Here is a 21,529-nt window from a genome sequence, read left to right on the forward strand (position 1 = left end):
GACATGGGTAATTGTCCATTAAAAAATCCCTTTCAATTACTGAAAGGGATTTCAAATTTATATTTTCCTGAATTAAATCAATCCAAATTGCTGGAAGTGGTGGGTAAAATGCTTTTTGTGCATCAGTTCCCACATTTCTTTATTCAGTTTTCCGAAAACGTAATTCATGTGCTCTGCCTGTGGATTTTCCTTGTAGTAGATTACAAATTTCTTCAGGTTATCCATGAATGATAATTTTGCGGCTTCCAGATTTTTATGTTTGGGTTCCGGAAGTGAGCCATCCTGAGGAAGGAATGGAGCTGTGAATTCTTTCGGCATTGCTCTGTGATTGTAAAGAGAATCCTGCCATTTTTCAAGATTTTCTTCAGGAGTGAAACATTTTTCTGCTTCGGGTTCTCCAAAACTCACCAATACCGCTTGCTCTAAATGCTCAATCATCTGCTGCGGAGACATTTTTCCCCAAAGCGCAGGAGTACTTTCCGTTAATCCATTCAATATTTTCTGAATATTTTTTACATTCAGATCGATGAAAGGAGATTGTTTTGCTACCAATGTCAGGATCGTTGCTACACATACAATCTCATCTCTTTGGTTTACAACCTCAACCAGCCATTTTACAACACCGGAAGGGATATTTCTTCCTTTTACTCCTCTGTTGATTTTTTCTTTTGCTGTTAAATAAACCGTGATGGTATCTCCGGCGTATACAGGTTTGAAGAAGCTGCAGTCTTCCAATCCGTAATTAGCAATTACAGGTCCTTTTTTACCTGAAACAAATAATCCTGCTGCTGCTGAAAGGATAAAATATCCATGAGCAACCGTCTTATCGAAAATAGTGCCTGTTAAACTTGTTGCATCTGTATGGGCATAGAAATGGTCCCATGAAACATTGGAGAAATTAACGATATCGGCATCAGTAACAGTTCTTCCTGCTGTTTCCAAAGAGTCTCCTACTTCCACTTCCTCAAAATATTTCTGGAAAGGATGTTTGTCTGAGAATTTTTTCTCTGCTCCCTGCTGATAAATCTTAGTGATTGCTTTCAGAACATCCGGTGATCCCTGAATAGCTGTTTTCTGTAAGAAGAAATGAAGACCACTTAATCCGCCCATTTCTTCACCACCTCCCGCTCTACCAGGACCTCCGTGCATCAGTGTCGGAAGTGGAGAACCATGACCTGTGCTTTCTTTAGCATTATCTCTGTTCAATACAAAGATTCTTCCGTGCTGAGAGGCCATTTTCCACGAAGTTTCGGCGATAAAGTTTTCGTCATGAGAAACGATAGATCCTACCAGACTTCCTTTTCCTCTTTTTGCCAGTGCAGCAGCTTCTTCAGCATCTTTATACGGCATTAATGTAGATACCGGTCCGAAAGCTTCTACATCGTGAGAGATATTTTTTTCAAAAGGTTTGTCGTTCAGGAATAGTTTTGGACTCATAAATGCTCCATTTTCATAATTAGCATCTACCAGTTCGTGTTTTCCGTCATAGACAAGTTCTGTTTCTGATTTTAATAGATTTACTTTTCTCAGAACTTCTTCATACTGCTGTCTTCCCACCAAAGATCCCATTTTGGTTTCTCTGCTTAATGGGTTTCCGATTTTTGTCTGATCTAAAGCTTTAGACAAAGCATTCTGAACATCACCGATTAAATGCTCAGGAACGATGATTCTTCTGATCGCAGTACATTTCTGTCCTGCTTTTGTCGTCATTTCGTTACGAACTTCTTTGATAAACAGATCGAATTCAGGTGTTCCCGGTTTTGCTTCCAATCCAAGAATTGAACAGTTCAGGGAATCTGCTTCCATGTTGAAACGAACGGCATTTCCTGCGATAGAAGGAAGTGATTTTAATTTTCTTCCTGTAGTTGCTGAACCTGTAAACAATACAGAATCTCCGTCCTGAACATAGTCTAAAATATTTCCCGGCTCTCCACATACTAACTGAACAGCTCCTTCAGGCAAGACTCCACTTTCAATCATATCCTGGAACACTGCATTGGTAAGGTAAGATCCGAAAGAAGATGGTTTTACAATAGAAGGGACACCTGCCAGCAAGGAAGTGGATAATTTTTCCAACATACCCCACACCGGAAAGTTATAAGCATTTATCTGTACAGAAACACCTTCACTTGGTGTTAAGATATGCGTTCCTAAGAAAGTTCCGTTAGCAGAAATCTTCTGAGTGTCACCATCTACCCAAAATGAAGTATTAGGTAGCATTCTTTTTGCCAATCCGGAATAAGTAAAGAAAGTTCCGAAACCTCCTTCAATATCTACCCAGGAATCTACGTGGGTAGCTCCTGTTTTGTATGATAAATCGTAGTATTTTTTCTTTCTTTCCAGTAAGTAAAGTGCTACTTTTTTCAACATTTCTCCACGGTCGTAGAAAGTCATTGAAGAAAGGTTTTTATATCCTACGGTTCTTCCGTAGTCAAGAGCCTGTTCAAAATTAAGCCCTTCTGTATCGGAAACAGCTACCTGTTCTCCTGTAACGGCATTGTACAAAGGAATTCCGTTTCCGGTACCTTCTACCCATTGTCCGTAGATATAGTTTTTTAACTTTTCCATAAAATATTTAATTTATAAATGTAGAAGTGTAACAGTTTACCAATAATTGTTTGCTGTGGATTTATTGTTACATTTTTACAGTGGTATATTGTTACATTTATTTTTATTTCGGTTCCTGATAGGGAAACATTTTCACCAATCCTTCATATAAACTTCTGTGAAGAATGGTTGCGTGATTGTCTGTTTCCATCATTTTATATTCCAATGTCCAGTTTTTCTTTCCTGCTTTTTTCAAAACATCATAGAAAGCTTCTGCGTCTTTTACCATCACCGGATGTTCACCTTTCCCTACAGAAACATAAACGAATTTTTTAGTATCCGCAGATTTTGAAAGCAGTTGTGGAGCCTGTTTTAAAAGACTTTCGTCATCCCACCACAAACTTGGGCTGATGATAAAATAGTTATTGAACATTTCCGGCTTTTTTAAAAGGATTTCTGTTGCCAAAAGTCCTCCCAAAGACTGACCGAAAAGGTATTTATCTGTAGTTTTGAACTGGCTTTCCACGTAAGGTTTTAATTCTTTTTCAACGAATGCAATAAACTTATCAGAATGTCCTGTTGTAGGATAGTCTTTCTGTAAGTCTTTTAAATCCGTATGAAAGGTAAAATCTCTTTTTCGGTCTACATTAGCAACTCCCACCACAATGGTTTCCGGCATGGAATACATCTGATTAAAGAATTGTACTAGTCCTGTAACGTGAATAAAATCTTCGTTCATACTTCCATCCAATAAATAGATCACCGGGTATGATTTTGTTTTATCATATCCCTGTGGAAGATAAATATTCAGCGTTCTGTCTTCATTTAAGGTTTTAGACTTAATGGTCCTTACTTCTCCTATTGTAAGCGGTTTTGTAGCAACAGTCTGTGCTGATAACGTACACCCCACCGCAAACATTATGCTGCATGCAAACGCAATTTTTTTAATCATATTTATTTTTGTTAAACCTAACGGGTTTTAGAAACCCGTTAGGTTTGATTATTAGCAATTATTCAAAATTTAAAAAATTATATTCAATAGTCGACTTATGATAATCTCTAAAAACTTCTACCGAATCAAAATACTGCATGATCTCCTTTCTATTCAACTTACTTTCTTTTTCAGGATTCAAATATGAATTATACGAAGAATGCTTCCATTGATCAATTTTATTTACAAATCCGTGATTAACCGGATTATTATGGATATAATGGAGAACCTTCAATAAATATTTCTCATCAGATATTTTCTTTCGTTTTACCACATTCAGAAAAAGAGCACCTTTTCTATTATATTTTTTGTTGTAAGCTTTAGCATAAGCATTCAATAAATTACCAAAATGCTTCATTAAAAACTGATGTTCATTTTCACTATTCACATCATCAAAATTCTTAAATCTTAACAACAAATGAAAATGATTAGGTAACAGACAGTAAGCATAAATATCAGCGACCTGAAGAATATATTTTTCTATCTTTTCCAGAAAAAATTGATAATTTGAGGGTTCACGAAAAATAACTTCAGTCCCATTTACATGAGAGAAAATGTGATAGGTGCCTTCAAATTCAAAATTTTCTGTATTAATCATTCTTTTTAAATCTGGTATTAAAATTTTTAAACCTAACGGGTTTTAGAAACCCGTTAGGTTTGATTATTAGCAATTATTCAAAATAAGTTATACTTTTATTTTATATCATCCCAGATACTGTAATCCACAACTTTGGTTGGGATCTGCTGAACATATTCTGTAAACGGTTCGCAAGGAAGAATAGCTTCTTTTCCTTCTCTTGCCAGCTCCTGATATAATTTTGTTCCTTCTGTTTTCCAGTGAATCATTTCATCAGAAACATCACGGATAATTTTTGCAGGACTTCCTACCACCAGTTTTCTTGGTTCACATCTGAAATTAGCCGGTACAAAAGCCAATGCTCCTACAATACTTTCATCACCAATATAAGCTTTGTCCATTACAACGGAATTCATTCCAATCAGACAGTTTTTTCCGATATGTCCTGAGTGAATAATTGCACCATGTCCGATATGTGCTGATTCTTCCAGGATCGTTTCTATATTCGGGAAAACATGAAGGGTACAGTTTTCCTGTACATTGGCTCCGTCTTTAATAATAATTTTCCCCCAGTCACCGCGAATGACCGCATTGGGACCAATATATACTTCCTCACCTATTTCAACATTCCCGATAATGACTGCCTGCGGATGAATGTAGGCAGAGGGCTTTATAATGGGACGAATCCCGTGGTATGAGTAGATGTTCATAGAATTTTAATTTAATATACCAATTTAGCAATATAACAGTCTAGCAATAGATTCAATATTGTTACCATTGATAACTGTTATATTGTTACATTATTTAAAAAGCTATACTTTTTCAATGACCATTGCATATCCTTGTCCGACACCGATACAAAGGGTACACAATGCATACTTTTTATCCTGCTTCTGAAGTTCCATTGCTGCAGAACCTACGATTCTGGCCCCGGAAACTCCAAGTGGGTGGCCGAGGGCAATAGCACCTCCGTTCGGGTTTATTCTTGCATCATCATCTTTTAACCCTAAGCTTCGGGTTACAGCCAATGCCTGTGCTGCAAATGCTTCGTTTAATTCGATGATATCCATATCTTCCAGGGAAAGGTTTAATCTTTTCAATAACTTTTGGGTAGCTTCTACAGGTCCGATTCCCATAATTCTTGGCTCAACACCAGCTACGGAAGATCCTAAAATTTTTGCCTTTGGTTTTAAACCATATTTTTTCACCGCATCTTCACTTGCTAAAATCAAAGCAGCGGCTCCGTCATTCATTCCTGAGGCGTTTCCGGCAGTTACCGTTCCTTCTTTTCTGAAAGCGGGACGAAGTTTGGCCAATCCTTCCATCGATGAAGTTGGTTTAATAAATTCATCTTTTTCAAAAACGACTGGATCACCTTTTCTCTGAGGAATTTCAACTTTTACAATTTCTTCTGCCAGTCTTCCGCTTTCCTGAGCTTTTGTCGCTTTCTGCTGAGACCAAAGGGCAAATTTATCCTGATCTTCTCTGTTGATCTTGTGGATATCTGCTAAGTTTTCTGCAGTTTCCCCCATTCCGTCAACCCCGTACATTTCTTTCATTTTAGGATTGATGAAACGCCAACCGAAAGTAGTATCAAACATCTGACTGTCTCTTCCGAAGGCAGTACTTGGTTTTGACATCACGTAAGGCGAACGGGTCATATGCTCTACTCCTCCTGCAATATAAATTTCCCCTTCTCCAGCAGCAATGGAACGGAATGCATTGGCTACCGCAGACATTCCTGAGGCACATAGTCTGTTGACAGTTTCTCCACCGATTTTATAAGGAAGGCCAGCCAGTAAAAGTCCCATTCTGGCAACATTTCTATTATCCTCACCCGCCTGATTGGCGCATCCGAAAATAACATCTTCAATTTCCTCAACAGGAACTTCAGGGTTTCTTGCTACTACTTCTTTAATAACAATAGCAGCCAGGTCATCGGCTCTTACTTCTGATAATCCTCCCTGTAGTTTTGAGATGGGAGTTCTGACATAGTCTATGATGTATACGTTGTTCATTTTTATTTGCTTTAGGTTTTAAGTTATATGCAGTAGGCTCTGTCAGCTTCAAAAAAGCTTACTGCCTATTGCTCCAAGCTTACTGCTTATTATAATTCTGTTACTTTTTTCCCTATTTTGTAAACTGTTCCTACAAATTTTGCAATCAGTTCTTTGTTTTGATTGGTAATATGAATGTCATAAACAGCTGTTTTTCTCGTATCATTTACCAAGATACTTTCTGCTCTGAAAACATCACCTTCTTTTCCGGCTTTGGTAAAATTGATGATACAGTTCAATGCTACGGCAGCATCTCCGGTATTGTTGGAAGAAAATGCCAGCGCAGAGTCTGCAAAAGCAAAGGTAACTCCCCCATGAACTGTTTTCAGTCCGTTCAGCATATCCTTCTTGATTGGCATTTCTATTAAACAGTAATTTTCTTTTACTTCAATCATCTTGATATTCATCCACTGGGAAAAATAATCCTGATTGAACATATAATCTGCTACTTGTCTTGGATTCATTTCTATTAATTATATGTTTGTTATTTCCTCATACAGCTCATCGGATAATCTGTCATAAACGTTCATTGTTTTACCCAGAATGATCTGCCCGTATGAAAGATTTTCTGAATCTGATGAATTTTCAGAGGGATAGGATGCGTTTAAATCAATTCCATTTTCGTTGGCTAATCTTTTGATCAGCTCTTTATATTTTTCATTAAACTTTCCCAGTAACTCAAGTCTTTCCTGCTCGTCAACAGAGGATGCTTCCTGAGTTAAATACTGTTTCTCAATTAGAAGCCTGGTTTCCAGCTCTGCCCTGAATTCATCTATATTCATTATTTTTTTAAATGTAGCAATTTAACAATCTATCAGTTTAGCAATGTTTATAAAATGATTGTTCTATTGATAAACTGATACATTGGTATATTTTATAATTTACGAAGTAAAGGGCTTTGTCTGTATCTTTCTTCCTGATATTCCTCGTAAAGATTCTGAAGGGTTTCGGAGATTTTTGCATACCCGATTTCTTTACCCCAGCTTAATAAACCTTTCGGATAGTTGACGCCTTTTTGCATTGCCAGTTCGATATCTTCGTCATTGGCAACTCCTAATCTTTTGGCTTCAACAGCTTCATTGATCAGCATTGAAATGATTCTTAAAAAGATCTGCTGGTATAAAGCATCGTCTTTCTGAGCAACAGGTTTTTCTGCTCCTTCACTGTAATCGTAGAAACCTTTTCCTGTTTTTCTGCCGTGAAGTTTGGCTTCAGACATTCTTTGCTGTAATAAAGACGGTTTGTATTTCGGATCGTAGAAATAATCTTTGTACACAGTAGTTGTTACTGCAAAATTCACATCAACTCCGATAAGATCCATCAGTTCGAAAGGTCCCATTTTGAAATTCCCCAACGTTTTCATGGCCTCATCCACCTGTTCCGGTGTAGCGATATTTTCTTCAACAATCCTAAGGGCTTCCCCATAGTAAGGTCTGGCAATTCTGTTGACGATAAACCCGGGAATATCTTTGGCAATAACAGGAGTCTTCCCCCATTCTTTCATGAGGTTGTAGATTTTTTCTGCTAATGTTTTTTCTGTTAATAAGGATGGAATAACTTCCACTAAAGGCATCAATGGAGCCGGATTGAAAAAGTGAATTCCGATGAAACGTTCCGGCTTCTTGAGTTCTGCACCAAGAGAGGTGATAGAAATAGATGAGGTATTGGAACTAAGAATACAGCTTTCTGAAACATAATTTTCAAGTTCTGTAAACACCTTGGTTTTGATTTCCTTGTTTTCGATAATGGCTTCTATAATCAGCTCACAATCTTTGAAATCTTTCAATTCTGTAGCAATGGAAATATTAGCTAAAATTTCAGTCATTTTCTCTGCCGAAATTTTTTGTTTATCAACCAATTTGGTCAAGGTCTTTTCCAAACCTACCGTTGCCGTTTCTACTTGTTTTGCATTGGCATCGTAAACCCATACTTTGCATCCGTTCGTGGCGGCTACTTGTGCAATGCCGATTCCCATGGTTCCGGCACCGATAATTCCTACATATTTCATAATGTAACAGTGTATCAATGTAACAATGTAACAATCATTGTCATGCTGAGCTTGTCGAAGCATCTCATTGATAAACTGCTACATTGGTACATTGTTATATTAGTTCTTATTTTCCTTTATAATTAGGTTTTCTTTTTTGTAAAAAGGCGTTTACACCTTCGATGAAGTCTTCTGTTTCTGCAGCTTCCTGCTGAAGATCACCTTCCAGCTCAAGCTGTTCTTTCAATGTGTTGTTATAAGAATTGGCAAATGCTTTTTTCGTAAGCTTGATGGCTGCTGTCGGCATGTTTGCCATTCTTTCAAGAATTTCCATAGATTTCGGAACAAATTCTTCTTCACTGAAAACTTCTGCTACCAGACCATAAGATTTAGATTCTTCTGCAGATAATTTTTTACCTGTAAATGCTAGATAATTGGCCAATTGTCTACCTAAAAGCTTCGGTAAGAAGTAAGTTCCTCCGGTATCAGGAATCAAACCGATATTTGAAAATGCCTGAGCAAAATATGCTTTCTCGTTCGCTAAAACGAAGTCAGAGATTAAAGCCAGCATTGCTCCAGCTCCTACTGCAGGACCGTTTACCAAAGCAATAACCGGTTTTTTGCAACGGGTAACTTCCATTACTAATGGATTGTAATAGTCTACCACAATTTTTCTGATGATATCATGATCATGGTGTTCTTTTCCTACTACAAAAGCTTCGTCCAGATTCTGACCTGAGCAGAATGCTCTTCCCCTTCCGGAAATAGCAACACATCTTACGGTTTCATCTTCGCTGCATTCTTTTACAAAATCTCTAAGATCAGATAACGCCGGTTTTGTAAGGGCATTCATCGTGTCCGGTTGATTAAGATATGCGATTTTCAGCTTTCCCTCAAAATGCGTTTCAATATCAAGTTGTGTATACATAGTTTTTATTAATTTATTATTTAACAACGCACTAATTTAACAATATAAATCAATGTAACGGTCTAATAATTTAACATTCTAACAATTCCTTCGTTATGCTTTGCATAGCCGTAAAATTTGTTGTGTATGGATTGATTATTCATCAATGACATTTAAAATAATCAAATGGCTCCAGACAGTCTAAGCATTGATAAGAGGCCTTACACAAAGTTGACCCGAATCTGCTGATCTGCTTGGTATGCTCAGAACCACAGCGCGGACATTTTTTCGGTTTGCCGATGTGGTGTTCGTCTGCTCCTTTTTCAGGAGGTGTAATTCCGTAAGCACGGAGTTTTTCTCTCGCTTCATCCGTTAGCCAGTCTGTTGTCCAGATCGGAAACATCTTGGTGACTACTTTTGCATCCCATCCGTTTTCTTTCATCATTTTAATAATGTCTTCCTCAATGGTAAACATGGCAGGACAGGCGGAATAAGTAGGAGTAATAATCACTTCACAGGTATTTTCGCCCGTAATCTGTGCATCTCTTACAATTCCTAATTCCACAATATCAATGACTGGAATTTCCGGATCAGGAATGGTTTTTAATAAATCTAAAAGCTGATTCATATTTTATTTTTCATCAGAATCAAGGATTATTTTCATTGTTTTCTGATAATCTAAATTATCTGTTATGCCGTTGTGATATTGATCTTTTAAAATAATCAGGCTATCTCCTTTTTTAAAATTATTTTTAAGTTTTAAAGATGCTTTATAGTTAATAACCTCATCTTTATTACCATGAAAAATAACTACTGCCGATGCAACGGCTTTTAAATATTTACTGGTCTCAAAATTATATTTCAGTAAAAATCTCGGAAGAAATGAAAATTTCTGGCTCATTTCATCTTCTATACTGTAATAAGGTGCCTGTAAAATAAGCAGTTTTGCATGATGCTCTGAAGCTAATTTTGCAGCTAAGCCTGTTCCTACAGAATATCCCAAAATAATAATTCTATTCTCAGGATATCGTTTTAAAAGCTCTTTGTAAGCATTCTCAACATCCGAAAAAAGCTGGTCTTTACTGTTAATTTTATCTTCACTTTTTCCGTATCCTCTGTAATCAAGTATAAACGTATCATAGTTCATACTTCGATATAATGGAGCTACTTCTCCCCAGCCTTTTATTGACCCTCCGTTTCCATGAAGATAAAAGATGACTCCTTTTGGGTTTTGTGCTTTAAATAATACAGCATTTAAATTCTTATTATCTTTTGTTCTGATCGTTACTTCTTCAAAATCATTATCAAATTTAAATTTGTAATTTTCCGGTAGTTTTTCCGGATAAAAAATAATTTTCTCCTGATAGAAATAAAGACCAATACATAATATCATATAGACCGCAAGAAAAAAAGCCAATATTCCCAGAAGCAATTTCTTCATGACTTCTTACCATGTACACCCCGGATATGCTCTCTGCATATACTGAAGCTCACAAAGGATATATCCGAAATACTCTGTATGGTATCCTGTTCTTGATTTTGGCTGCATGAAAGGATTTTCCGGATATTCTAAACCAAAATCTGCAAAATCTTTCTTGGTAATCGCAAGAAATTCTTCATAAAGCGCATCTGAATTGGGAGCAATATTCAAGGCAACAAGATCATCTTCACCTTCTGTTTTAGCAAAAAGACCTTTCGTATATTCCCAGATATTTTCTATAGCTTTTACCAGACGGGACTTACTTTCTTCTGTTCCCTGAGCAAAGATTTTCATCCATGATGCAGCATGAGTATAGTGATATCTTACTTCTTTCAATGATTTTTGAGCAATGGCAGCCAGTTCTTCATTAGCAGAGTTTGATAATGCTTCATACATCAGTTTCTGATATACGGACAATACATATACTTTAAGAATAGTCTGCGCATAATCTTCGTTGGGAAGTTCTACCCAATGGGCATTCACATATTCATGCTCATATCTTAAAAATGCGATATCATCTTCACTTTTACCGTTATCAATCACTCTCGAAGCATAAACGTAAAAGTTATTCGCTTGTCCCAGTTCATCCAACGCAATATTCGTCAATGCAATATCTTCCTCTAAGTAAGGACCTTCACCGCACCACGCAGACAAACGCTGTCCCATAATGAAACTGTCGTCTGCTAGTTTTAATAAATAATTATATAATGGGTTCATTGTTTTATCAATTTGAAGACAGATAGATGATAGATGGATAGAAAATAGACAAGTAAACCTTAAGGTCTTTTATCTATCTGTCTATTATCTCAAAAGTCTTATTACATATTTTTTACGTCGTTAGGAATCTCGTAGAAAGTTGGATGACGGTATAGTTTATCATCAGCCGGATCAAAGAAAGCTTCTTTATCCACGCCTTCCGAAGTCACAATATATTTACTTGGAACAACCCAAACAGAGGTTCCTTCTTTTCTTCTTGTATAAACGTCTCTTGCGTTCTGCAAAGCCATTTCTGCTGTTGGTGCCTGTACAATTCCAACGTGTTTGTGAGATAATCCCGGTTTAGTCTGAATAAACACTTCCCACATATCTAAATTTGCCATAGTCAAATTAATTTAACAATGTATCAATGTACCAGTTTAACAATGAAATGCTTCGACAAGCTCAGCATGACAATGATTGTTACATTTCTACATTGGTATATTGTTACATTATTATATTACTTCTTTTTGTTGTTTTTCTGCAAAAGCCGCCGCAGCTTCTTTTACCCAAGCATTCTCTCTTTGCGCTTTTCTCTTCGTTTCGATACGCTTTTTGTTACAAGGTCCGTTTCCTTTTAAGATTTCCATGAATTCATCCCAGGGAAGTTCTCCGAAATCATAATGCTGTCTTTCCTCGTTCCATTTCAGATCTTTATCCGGAATAGTTAATCCAAGGAACTCAGCCTGAGAAACAGTAACATCGATAAATCTCTGACGAAGACTGTCGTTACTTTCTCTTTTTACTCTGTAGTTCATAGAGATTTTAGAGTTGGGTGAACTGTCATCATTAGGTCCGAACATCATCAGAGCTGGCCACCAGAAACGGTTTAACGAAGCCTGAGCCATTTCTTTCTGTTGTTTTGTTCCACGGCACAATGCCATAAGAATTTCATATCCTTGTCTTTGGTGGAAAGATTCTTCCTTACAGATTTTCACCATCGCTCTTGAATAAGGACCGTAAGAATTCCCCATCAGCATTACCTGGTTCATAATAGCCGCACCATCTACTAACCAACCGATGGCACCGATATCTGCCCAGCTTAGGGTAGGATAGTTGAAAATACTTGAATATTTTGCTTTTCCTTCAAGCATATCATCATAAGTAGCATCTCTGTCTGCTCTGATGCTTCCGTCTCCTAACGTTTCAGTAGCAGAATAAAGATACAGGCCGTGACCAGCCTCATCCTGAACTTTCGCTAAAAGCGCCATTTTTCTTCTCAATGAAGGTGCTCTGGAAATCCAGTTGGCTTCCGGCAGCATTCCTACAATTTCGGAATGGGCATGCTGTGAAATCTGACGAACCAATAATTTTCTGTAATCATCAGGCATTACATCTTTTGGTTCTACTTTATTTTCTTCGTGAACGTATTGAACAAATTTTTCTAAGTCCATAATTTTTTCAATTTAACAATGTATTAGTCCAGCAATATACCAATGATTGTTATATTGGTAAATTGTTATATTGTTACATTAATTTTTAAACATCATAATTAAGCATCACCACATTCGTTGTAGGGTGACATTGGCAGGTAAGAACATAGCCTCTGGCTACTTCTTCTTCGGTAAGCGCATAGTTTTTCTCCATGAAAACTTCTCCTTCCAGAACTTGTGCTTTACACGTACAACAAACACCTCCTTTACATGCAAAAGGTACAGGAAGATTGTCTTTCAATGCTTTATCTAAGATACTCTCTTTTTTAGAATTAAGATGGAACGAATATTCATCATCATCAATGATGACCGTTACCATACTTTCAATATTGGCAATCGCCTTGAATTCATCACTCATTTCCTCCGTATTTTCTTCATCCGGAGCAGTGAAATATTCAAATAATACCTGAATAGCAGGTACTTTTTTATCTTTTTTCAGATAATCTGCAATCCCTTTGATCATTTCTGACGGACCACAAATAAAGTAAGTAGCTTCTTTTACATCAATATCTGTATATCTTTCAAACAGCTGTTCTAATTTTTCTGATGAAATCCTTCCTTCAAAAACCGGATCTTCATGTTTCTCACGGCTTACTAAATAAACCACTTTAAGCCTGCCATTGAAGTGTTCAACCAGTTTATCGATCTCTGCTTTTCTTAAAACATGATTCATGCTTCTGTTACTGTAGAACAGATAAGCATTACTGTTAGGTTCCTGATAAAGACTTTCTTTAATATTGGATAATACAGGTGTAATTCCGCTACCTGCAGCCAAACCAACGTAAGTTTTTACATTGCTTGGATGATAAGAGGTATTAAAACCACCCATAGGAGGCATTACTTCCAGTACTTCATCCATATGAAGATGCTCATTGAAATAGCCAGATACCTTTCCACCCTCCAACAATTTCACCAATACTTCCAGCGTATTGCCTTTTTCACTTGGAGCGTTACAAATAGAGTAAGAACGTCTTTCCTCATTTCCGTTGATCATCATTCGGAAATTCAGATACTGTCCCTGTTTAAACCTGAACTTGTCTTTCAGTTCTTCAGGGATTTCTACCGCCACATTCACTGCTTCGGAAGTATCTTTCTGAACTTTAACTGTTTTAAGTTTATAAAATGAATTCATTATTTTTAGTATTCTTTTTTCAAATTGAGCTACTTCATTGAAACAGCCAATATATCTACTTTTAGATTCCTTTTCCTAATTTCGCTATTTCCCCCTGTGAGACTGCCAATACCGATTTCATACTCTCCTCAATTCTGCAGATAATATCTTCCCTCGGACCGTTTTTCCAATCACTACCGGAATAGAACTTCTCTAAAGCAGTCGCCATTGATTCCTCATCATCAAAAGAGCGAATCAAATAATAACAGTCTGAATCATGAAGAGAGTTTCCATAAGAAACTACATCAATTCCATTATGAATGTGCAAAGGGACGCTGATTTCCTTCATAATCTGATGAAATTCTTCTCCTGTACCTTTCTTTAAAGTATACTGTAAAATTTCTATAATTTTATTTTCCATAATGTTGAGTCAATATTTACAGCATTCTTTACCGGCTCTCCTGGAGTTTTATTTCTTCAGAATCCTGTTAATTTTTCCACCTTCGCACTTCGGCAGACTATCCTGAGCATGAACTTTCACTTTTGTTGTAATCCCTACCCTCTTTTTTATTTCGTTTTCAATGTTTTTCCCAAAGTTTCCGACAAAATTAAAATAATCATCGGTATTGGCTTCCATTTTCTGAGACTTTACCAATTCATCATCTATTTCAACGTCAATATCCAAAGCAATACACATGTGCTCTTTTTCTACAGGTGTTAAATAGTAATTGGGAACCACTCCTTTCACATAAGAAAAAGCATCTTCAATCTGGCTTGGGTATACGTTTACTCCTCTTACGATGAGCATATCATCTGCTCTGCCTACAATCGGTTTCATCTTCACCATGGTTCTTTTGGCATTTTCATCGTAGTAAAGGCTTGTAATGTCATTCGTCCAGTAACGTAAAAGCGGCATTGCTTTTTTTGTTAAAGTAGTAATCACTAAAACCCCTTCTTCTCCAAAAGGAACCGGCTGTTTCGTAACAGGATCTAAAATCTCGGGATAAAAATGATCTTCCCAGATATAAGCTCCTCCCTTCTCTTCGAAATCCTCCATAGAAACTCCAGGACCGATAATTTCGCTTAATCCATAGATATTGGTTGCATGAACGCCTAATCTTTCTTCAATGTGGCCTCTGATAATCTCCGTCCATGGCTCTGAACCTAATACGGCATATTTAAGACTGATTTCATCTGCTGATATTCCTCTTTTTGCAAATTCATCTGCAATCGTTAAAGCATATGAAGGAGAACAGCAGATGACTTCCGGTTTAAAATCTACAATAAGATCTACCTGTCTTGCCGTCATTCCCCCTGAAATGGGAAGAACACTCATTCCCAGCATTTCGGCTCCGTAATGAAGACCTAATCCTCCTGTAAAAATCCCATAACCATAGGCATTATGTAACTGCATTCCTGTTCTTGCTCCTGCAGCATGTAAAGATCTTGCCACCACTTCACTGAAAAGGTCTACATCTTCTTTTGTATATCCTACCACAGTCGGTTTTCCTGTCGTTCCGCTTGAGCAGTGAATCCGCTGAAGCTCATTTTTAGGAACCGTAAATAATCCGAACGGATAGTTATCTCTTAAATCCTGCTTGTAAGTAATAGGAAGTTTCGTGATATCCTCAATCGACCTTATATCCTGAGGGGATATTTGAAGTTCATCAAATTTCTTTTTATAAAATTCCGACTTCTCTTCCAAATAGCTGATCAGGCTGATCAACCGGTCGGATTGAAGCTGTCTCAACTGACCCAGCTCCAGATATTCAACTGAAAAATCCATAAAACTAACTAACATTTGTTAGGTGTAAATTTAAAAAGATTTCGGAAGCTGGCAAAATTTTTATGACTTTTGTCATATTTTGAATGATTCTAAATAAGAAAAGTGCTTAAAATTATGTCCAATGTCATTCTGAGCGGAACGAAGTGTAGAGAAGAATCTTTTAAAAATCTAACAGTCTGTCACGAGATTCTTCCTTCGTCAGAGATCGAAGATTCGACGGAGTCAACGACAAACGGAGTGCTTATTTTTTCTGGTTTCCAAGCAGGCCGAAAAGAATTTTTTCTCTGATTTCTTCGGTAATTTCATCCGTAGAATCACTGCTTCTTTTGAACCAGAAATAGGAATTATTTAAAGTATGAAGGATAAATCTGGTGGTAAATGATGGTGATTTCAGTTCCCAGTTTTCAGCTTTATAGATCTCGGAAATCAGTTCTTCAACCTCTTGCTGATAGTTTTTTCTTAATTCTACAAATTCAGAAAGTCTTTCTTCAAGATGTTTCCATTCATTGGAATAGATATGGGTAACATCGCGGTTTTTAAGAACAACCGAAAGGTGCTTATCCAACAACAGGTTCAGCTTTTCCTTGGGAGCAATATCTGTATTTTTTACTTCCTGTAGCTCATCGAAAAACTCCTGAGCAATGCCAAAGCAAATCCATTCCAAAATTTCTTCCTTTGAACGGATATGTGCATACAGTGATGCTGCTTTGATATTAAGTTTTGTAGCCAGGTCTCTTACTGAGCTTCCCATATACCCTTTCTCTTTGAAAAGTTCTACTGCTACGTTGAGTATTTTTCTCTGTTTTTCTTTGAGTTCCATCTGGTAAAATGCAAAAGTAATTATTCTGATTTAAACTCTCGTTTTTTTGATCATAAAATGAAAAAAGTAATCATCTTCAGTTTAATTGCCGGGTTATTTATCTGCTATGACGATTTGTTCATCAATTATAAAGAGATAATGACGAAACCGGAAATTTTGTCAAGTTAAATTTCCGTTAAAAATACAATATCCGGAAAATTTGTCCTATTTTTTTGTAAATTTAATAATTGAACAGTTTTTGCGATACAGTCATCGAATAAATGATTAAATAATTGATGGCATTAAGAAACTGAGCCTTAGAATTTGGTTTCTTGATGTTTTTTAAAAACTAAACTTTAAACGAATCATTACCAAAAATATATAAAATATGAACTTAAACCAATATACTGTAAAATCACAGGAAGCCATCCAGGCAGCACAACAGGTTGCTATGGAATTGGGCAACCAAAGTATTGAACCTCAACATCTCCTTGAAGGGATCTTCCAGGTAGATGAAAATATATCGCCCTTCTTACTGAAAAAATCTGAAGCAGATGCCAATCTGGTAAGAGAGCGTAACCGCGAAAATTTAGAAAAACTTCCAAAAGTACAGGGAGGAAACATTTATCTTTCACAATCCGCTAACAAAGTATTGCTGGATGCACCGAACGTCGCTAAAAAGATGGGTGACGAATATGTAACGATTGAACATTTATGGCTATCTCTTTTGGAAACCACTTCTGAAGTTTCCAAAATGCTGAAAGATATGGGTGTAACCAAAAATCTGCTGGAAGGCGCAATTAAAGAATTAAGAAAAGGAAGTAAAGCAACTTCTGCCAGTTCAGAGGAAACTTATCAGTCCTTAAACAAATATGCTAAAAACTTCAACGAGTTGGCAGCAGAAGGTAAGCTGGATCCGGTAATCGGGCGTGATGAAGAAATCAGAAGAGTTTTGCAAATTCTTTCGAGAAGAACCAAAAACAACCCTATCCTTATCGGGGAACCGGGAGTAGGTAAAACCGCAATTGCTGAAGGAATTGCCCACAGAATTATCAGCGGCGACGTTCCTGAAAACCTGATGGATAAAACACTTTATTCATTAGACATGGGAGCTTTAATCGCCGGAGCCAAATACAAAGGTGAATTTGAAGAGCGACTGAAATCTGTGGTGAATGAGGTAATCAAGTCTGATGGACAGATTATTCTTTTCATCGATGAGATCCACACTTTGGTAGGAGCCGGAGGTGGTGAAGGAGCAATGGATGCAGCCAACATTCTGAAACCTGCTTTGGCAAGAGGAGAATTAAGAGCCATTGGTGCCACTACATTGAACGAATACCAAAAGTATTTTGAAAAAGATAAAGCGTTGGAAAGACGTTTCCAGAAAGTAATGGTGGAAGAACCGGATACTGAATCTGCAATTTCTATCCTTCGTGGTATTAAAGATAAATATGAGGCTCACCACAAAGTAAGAATTAAAGACGAGGCAATTATTGCTGCGGTGGAAATGTCTCAAAGATATATTTCAGACCGTTTTTTACCGGATAAAGCCATTGACCTTATTGACGAAGCTTCTGCAAAACTGAGAATGGAAATCAATTCCAAGCCGGAAGAGCTCGACGTTCTGGACAGAAAACTCATGCAGATGGAAATTGAGCTTGCTGCTATTTCAAGAGAAGGCAACCAAACCAAGATTGATCACCTTAAGGAAGATATTGCAAAAATATCCGAACAGAGAAATGAGATCAATGCCAAATGGCTGAAAGAAAAACAGAAAAGTGAAGATCTTACCCAGATCAAAAAAGATATTGAGTCTCTGAAATTAGAAGCAGAAAGAGCTTCCAGAGCCGGAGATTATGCAAAAGTAGCAGAGATCCAGTACGGAAAACTTCGTGAAAAAGAGGAAGAACTTACCAAAGTTGAGCTCGAAATGCAGAACCATCAGAATGAGCTGATCAAAGAAGAAGTTACTGCTGAAAACATCTCTGAAGTGATTGCTAAATGGACAGGTATTCCTGTAACTAAATTGCTGCAATCAGAAAGAGATAAGTTATTGAATCTTGAGGCTGAACTACATCATAGAGTTGTTGGACAGGATGAAGCGATTCAGGCGGTTGCAGATGCGATCAGAAGAAACAGAGCCGGATTGAGTGATGATAAAAAGCCTATTGGATCCTTCTTATTCCTTGGAACTACCGGAGTAGGTAAAACGGAGCTGGCAAAAGCACTGGCGGAGTTCTTATTTGATGATGAGAACAATATGACAAGAATTGATATGAGTGAATATCAGGAACGTCACAGTGTTTCCAGATTAGTAGGAGCGCCTCCGGGATATGTGGGATATGATGAAGGCGGACAATTGACTGAAGCAGTTAGAAGAAGACCTTATTCTGTAGTGCTTTTAGATGAGATTGAAAAAGCACATCCGGATGTTTTCAATACATTACTTCAGGTTTTGGATGACGGACGTCTGACAGATAATAAAGGAAGGGTGGTGAATTTCAAAAATTCTATCATCATTATGACTTCCAATTTAGGTTCACATCTGATTCAGGAGAATTTTGAGAATCTTACGGAGGAAAATCAGGATGAAATTGTGGACAAAACAAAAGACGAAGTATTCGATCTGCTGAAACAAACGCTGCGTCCGGAATTCCTGAACAGAATTGATGAAATTGTACTCTTCCAGCCTTTAAGAAAAAAAGAAATCGGAAAAATCGTTCAGTATCAGCTGAGAGGGTTTAATGAAATGTTATCTAAACGAAACATCATTATGACTTTCACTCAGGATGCAGTAGATTATCTGATGGACAAAGGATATGATCCTGCCTTCGGAGCAAGACCACTGAAGAGAGTAATTCAGCAGGAAGTTTTAAACAAACTTTCTAAAGAGATTCTTGCAGGAAATGTAAACGACGGAGATAGAATTACACTGGACTACTTTGTAGAAACCGGTTTGGTTTTCCGACCTACTGAATAATAAAATAGTTTTTTTTCATATACATTATTTTTGTAAGTAAGTGCTGTAGAATAATCTGCAGCACTTATTTTTTATACCAACATCTTTTTAAGCAATTTATTTTCAAGAAATAATAATTTACATTTAATTTCAAATTTTTAGAAAAAATATTCCTATTAAAAAATCTAATTTGTAGCATATTTATTAAAATACAACATTAACAATGTAAATATTTCATACAAAACACAAATAAATTAAATTTAACATAAAATAATAAATGATTAATTAAATATATCGTATTAAAAATTCCCCTATATTCGTTTTACTAAAAAACGAGATTTTATGAAAAAAACAATTTTCGGAGTTTTAATCACACTCCTGGTTTCATGTAATAATAATGAAACAGAAAACATTACTCCAGAGAACACAAACGTGGAAGAAACCAATATCACAGCCGGCAAAGAGGCCTTCTGCGGCTCTGATATTCTCAGAAAAAAACACCTTGCTGAAGATCCTGCGGCTATGCAGCGAATGCTTCAGATAGAAAGCCAGACCGCAAACTATATCGAGCAGAAAAAAATGGGTAAAGTTTTGCCTGACGGAAGCGTAGAAATACCGGTTATCTTCAATGTCCTTTACACAAAGGCATCAAATAACGTATCAGATGCCAGGATAAATTCCCAAATAGATGTACTTAATAAAGCCTTCGCATCTACGCATTCTGATATTTCCAAGATTCCGGCAGAATTTCAACCGGTAAATGCAGGAGATACCAAAATTAAATTCAGATTGGCGGGCATTAACAGAAAGTCGACAAAGACTTCCAGATGGGCACCGGATGATAAAATGAAAAAAGCATCTACAGGAGGAATGGACTCTACGGATCCTAACCAGTATCTGAATATCTGGGTAGTTGATTATATGCCATATCAGTCCGGATATGTCTTAGGATATGCTACTTTCCCGGAAGATGCAGGACTTTGGAACGATGGTGTTGTTATGATGGACGATTATGTGGGTGAAGGTGGTCCTGATGCCACTCATAATCAGGGAAGAGTAACAGTACACGAGGTTGGACATTACTTAAATCTAAGACATATCTGGGGAGACGCCAACTGTGGTAACGATTTCGTAGATGATACACCTCAACAGATTACAAAACACTCCGGTGTGCCAACTTATCCGAGATACGAAACCTGCGGTGGAGTTTCACGCTCTGTAATGTTTATGAATTACATGGATTATTCTGACGAAACAACATTATTTATGTTTACACAACAACAAAACAGCAGAATGCAGGCTACCATTTCAGCATCCGGCCCTCGCGCAGGATTAAGAGTTCTGTAAAAAATTTTAGAAAAACAATATAAAAGGTCGCTTGTGAAAGGCGACCTTTTGTGTTTTGCCCCCCCACATCCCTTTCAAAGAATTCAGATTGAAAGATTTTCTTCAAATTCCAACTTATTGTTTATAAAATATACAATCCGTAAAATCACGGTAAAAATAACAGTGTAATTCCCTATTAACAGATACATTTTCTACCATTATTTTTCCGAAATTTGCATATTAATTAAGTTTTATCTGCAAACCACTAAGCTATGAATACAGAATCAAACAACCCACTGGAACCTGGAATCATGTCAAACAGTCTTATCCAGGCTCTGATTGACAATTACCGTCAAAATCATCTCACTGCTATTAATACCGCTTTAGGAATACAAGATGCTCATTCCATCTGGTTTGATCTTCCTAAACTAAAAAGTTTTATTGCTAAGATCGAAGAAGAAGCTGCCAAAGTGAACCCAGCTGCATCTTCAGAAGATTTAGGAATCAGATTTTATTATGCTACTTATCCGAAACAGGAAAACTGGTCTATCATGGATTCACACCCTGTTCCGACAGAATATGCAGGAAGACACACGCTGGTGATGGTTCCAACATTAAAAAAAGCCAATGAAACCGGAGAGCTTATTGATTATGATTTCAATCCTTTTCAGAGTGCTGAAGGAAAATCTTTAGTATTAGCAAACAAAGGTACGGAAGAAGATGATGACACCGGTCTTGGAGAAAATAACGGAATACTTGTTCCACCGAAAGCTCCTTTAGGAGAGTCTTTTTAATTGTAGTATATTATATCAA

At 37.0% G+C, this 21,529-nt stretch carries 21 protein-coding genes; 3 read left to right on the forward strand and 18 right to left on the reverse strand.

All coding sequences use genetic code 11. The features are described from left to right. Positions 1-72 precede the first annotated feature (72 nt). From paaZ to AC5YGI_RS16000, 18 genes are all read right to left on the reverse strand, one after another. On the reverse strand, positions 73-2,568 hold the full coding sequence (gene paaZ, locus AC5YGI_RS15915; protein ID WP_496168976.1) for a phenylacetic acid degradation bifunctional protein PaaZ: 2,496 nt from the start codon (positions 2,566-2,568) through the stop codon (positions 73-75). A 103-nt stretch (positions 2,569-2,671) separates the two neighbouring features. After that, positions 2,672-3,499 carry an alpha/beta hydrolase gene (locus tag AC5YGI_RS15920; RefSeq protein ID WP_496168977.1) on the reverse strand — a complete coding sequence of 276 codons (828 nt, stop codon included), beginning with the start codon at positions 3,497-3,499 and terminating at the stop codon, positions 2,672-2,674. A gap of 58 nt (positions 3,500-3,557) precedes the next feature. Next, complete coding sequence (locus AC5YGI_RS15925) at positions 3,558-4,136, reverse strand: transposase (protein ID WP_330745200.1); 579 nt, start codon at positions 4,134-4,136, stop codon at positions 3,558-3,560. Between the two features lie 95 nt (positions 4,137-4,231). Then, positions 4,232-4,825, reverse strand: coding sequence for an acyltransferase (locus AC5YGI_RS15930; RefSeq protein WP_227943485.1), 594 nt, complete (start codon positions 4,823-4,825; stop codon positions 4,232-4,234). Positions 4,826-4,927: 102 nt separating this feature from the next. After that, positions 4,928-6,133, reverse strand: coding sequence for a 3-oxoadipyl-CoA thiolase (gene pcaF / locus AC5YGI_RS15935; protein WP_496168978.1), 1,206 nt, complete (start codon positions 6,131-6,133; stop codon positions 4,928-4,930). A gap of 89 nt (positions 6,134-6,222) precedes the next feature. Next, positions 6,223-6,636 carry a PaaI family thioesterase gene (locus AC5YGI_RS15940; protein WP_496168979.1) on the reverse strand — a complete coding sequence of 138 codons (414 nt, stop codon included), beginning with the start codon at positions 6,634-6,636 and terminating at the stop codon, positions 6,223-6,225. A 9-nt stretch (positions 6,637-6,645) separates the two neighbouring features. Beyond that, entirely contained in the window at positions 6,646-6,954 is a 309-nt protein-coding gene (locus tag AC5YGI_RS15945) for a hypothetical protein (protein ID WP_330745198.1), read from the reverse strand. 92 nt (positions 6,955-7,046) lie between these two features. Further along, positions 7,047-8,180, reverse strand: a complete 1,134-nt coding sequence (locus tag AC5YGI_RS15950) for a 3-hydroxyacyl-CoA dehydrogenase NAD-binding domain-containing protein (RefSeq protein WP_496168980.1) — start codon at positions 8,178-8,180, stop codon at positions 7,047-7,049. A 106-nt stretch (positions 8,181-8,286) separates the two neighbouring features. Then, positions 8,287-9,087, reverse strand: a complete 801-nt coding sequence (locus AC5YGI_RS15955) for an enoyl-CoA hydratase/isomerase family protein (RefSeq protein WP_496168981.1) — start codon at positions 9,085-9,087, stop codon at positions 8,287-8,289. Between the two features lie 142 nt (positions 9,088-9,229). Next, a complete protein-coding gene (paaD, locus tag AC5YGI_RS15960) occupies positions 9,230-9,694 on the reverse strand; it encodes a 1,2-phenylacetyl-CoA epoxidase subunit PaaD (RefSeq protein ID WP_446106816.1) in 465 nt (154 codons plus the stop codon). A gap of 3 nt (positions 9,695-9,697) precedes the next feature. After that, complete coding sequence (locus AC5YGI_RS15965; protein WP_496168982.1) at positions 9,698-10,507, reverse strand: alpha/beta hydrolase; 810 nt, start codon at positions 10,505-10,507, stop codon at positions 9,698-9,700. 6 nt (positions 10,508-10,513) lie between these two features. Next, complete coding sequence (paaC, locus tag AC5YGI_RS15970; protein ID WP_496168983.1) at positions 10,514-11,263, reverse strand: 1,2-phenylacetyl-CoA epoxidase subunit PaaC; 750 nt, start codon at positions 11,261-11,263, stop codon at positions 10,514-10,516. A 101-nt stretch (positions 11,264-11,364) separates the two neighbouring features. After that, the gene (gene paaB, locus AC5YGI_RS15975; RefSeq protein WP_002981782.1) at positions 11,365-11,646 is read right to left on the reverse strand and encodes a 1,2-phenylacetyl-CoA epoxidase subunit PaaB; all 282 of its coding nucleotides are present in this window, start codon (positions 11,644-11,646) and stop codon (positions 11,365-11,367) included. Between the two features lie 111 nt (positions 11,647-11,757). After that, complete coding sequence (paaA, locus tag AC5YGI_RS15980) at positions 11,758-12,696, reverse strand: 1,2-phenylacetyl-CoA epoxidase subunit PaaA (RefSeq protein WP_110010672.1); 939 nt, start codon at positions 12,694-12,696, stop codon at positions 11,758-11,760. A gap of 85 nt (positions 12,697-12,781) precedes the next feature. Next, the gene (locus tag AC5YGI_RS15985) at positions 12,782-13,867 is read right to left on the reverse strand and encodes a 2Fe-2S iron-sulfur cluster-binding protein (RefSeq protein WP_330745192.1); all 1,086 of its coding nucleotides are present in this window, start codon (positions 13,865-13,867) and stop codon (positions 12,782-12,784) included. A gap of 61 nt (positions 13,868-13,928) precedes the next feature. After that, a complete protein-coding gene (locus tag AC5YGI_RS15990; RefSeq protein WP_446106822.1) occupies positions 13,929-14,267 on the reverse strand; it encodes a hypothetical protein in 339 nt (112 codons plus the stop codon). Positions 14,268-14,315: 48 nt separating this feature from the next. Next, positions 14,316-15,632 (reverse strand): phenylacetate--CoA ligase family protein, encoded by a 1,317-nt coding sequence (locus AC5YGI_RS15995; RefSeq protein WP_330745190.1) that lies wholly within the window; start codon positions 15,630-15,632, stop codon positions 14,316-14,318. 241 nt (positions 15,633-15,873) lie between these two features. Then, the gene (locus AC5YGI_RS16000) at positions 15,874-16,452 is read right to left on the reverse strand and encodes a TetR/AcrR family transcriptional regulator (protein ID WP_330745189.1); all 579 of its coding nucleotides are present in this window, start codon (positions 16,450-16,452) and stop codon (positions 15,874-15,876) included. Positions 16,453-16,819: 367 nt separating this feature from the next. Here AC5YGI_RS16000 and clpB point away from each other — a divergent pair, with 367 nt between their 5' ends. From clpB to AC5YGI_RS16015, 3 genes are all read left to right on the forward strand, one after another. Next, the gene (clpB, locus tag AC5YGI_RS16005; RefSeq protein ID WP_446106824.1) at positions 16,820-19,411 is read left to right on the forward strand and encodes an ATP-dependent chaperone ClpB; all 2,592 of its coding nucleotides are present in this window, start codon (positions 16,820-16,822) and stop codon (positions 19,409-19,411) included. Between the two features lie 321 nt (positions 19,412-19,732). Beyond that, entirely contained in the window at positions 19,733-20,737 is a 1,005-nt protein-coding gene (locus AC5YGI_RS16010; RefSeq protein ID WP_110010667.1) for a zinc metalloprotease, read from the forward strand. A 251-nt stretch (positions 20,738-20,988) separates the two neighbouring features. Then, positions 20,989-21,510 (forward strand): hypothetical protein, encoded by a 522-nt coding sequence (locus tag AC5YGI_RS16015; RefSeq protein WP_110010666.1) that lies wholly within the window; start codon positions 20,989-20,991, stop codon positions 21,508-21,510. Positions 21,511-21,529: the final 19 nt, after the last annotated feature.

The organism is Chryseobacterium sp. CS3K3.1, from assembly GCF_059515165.1.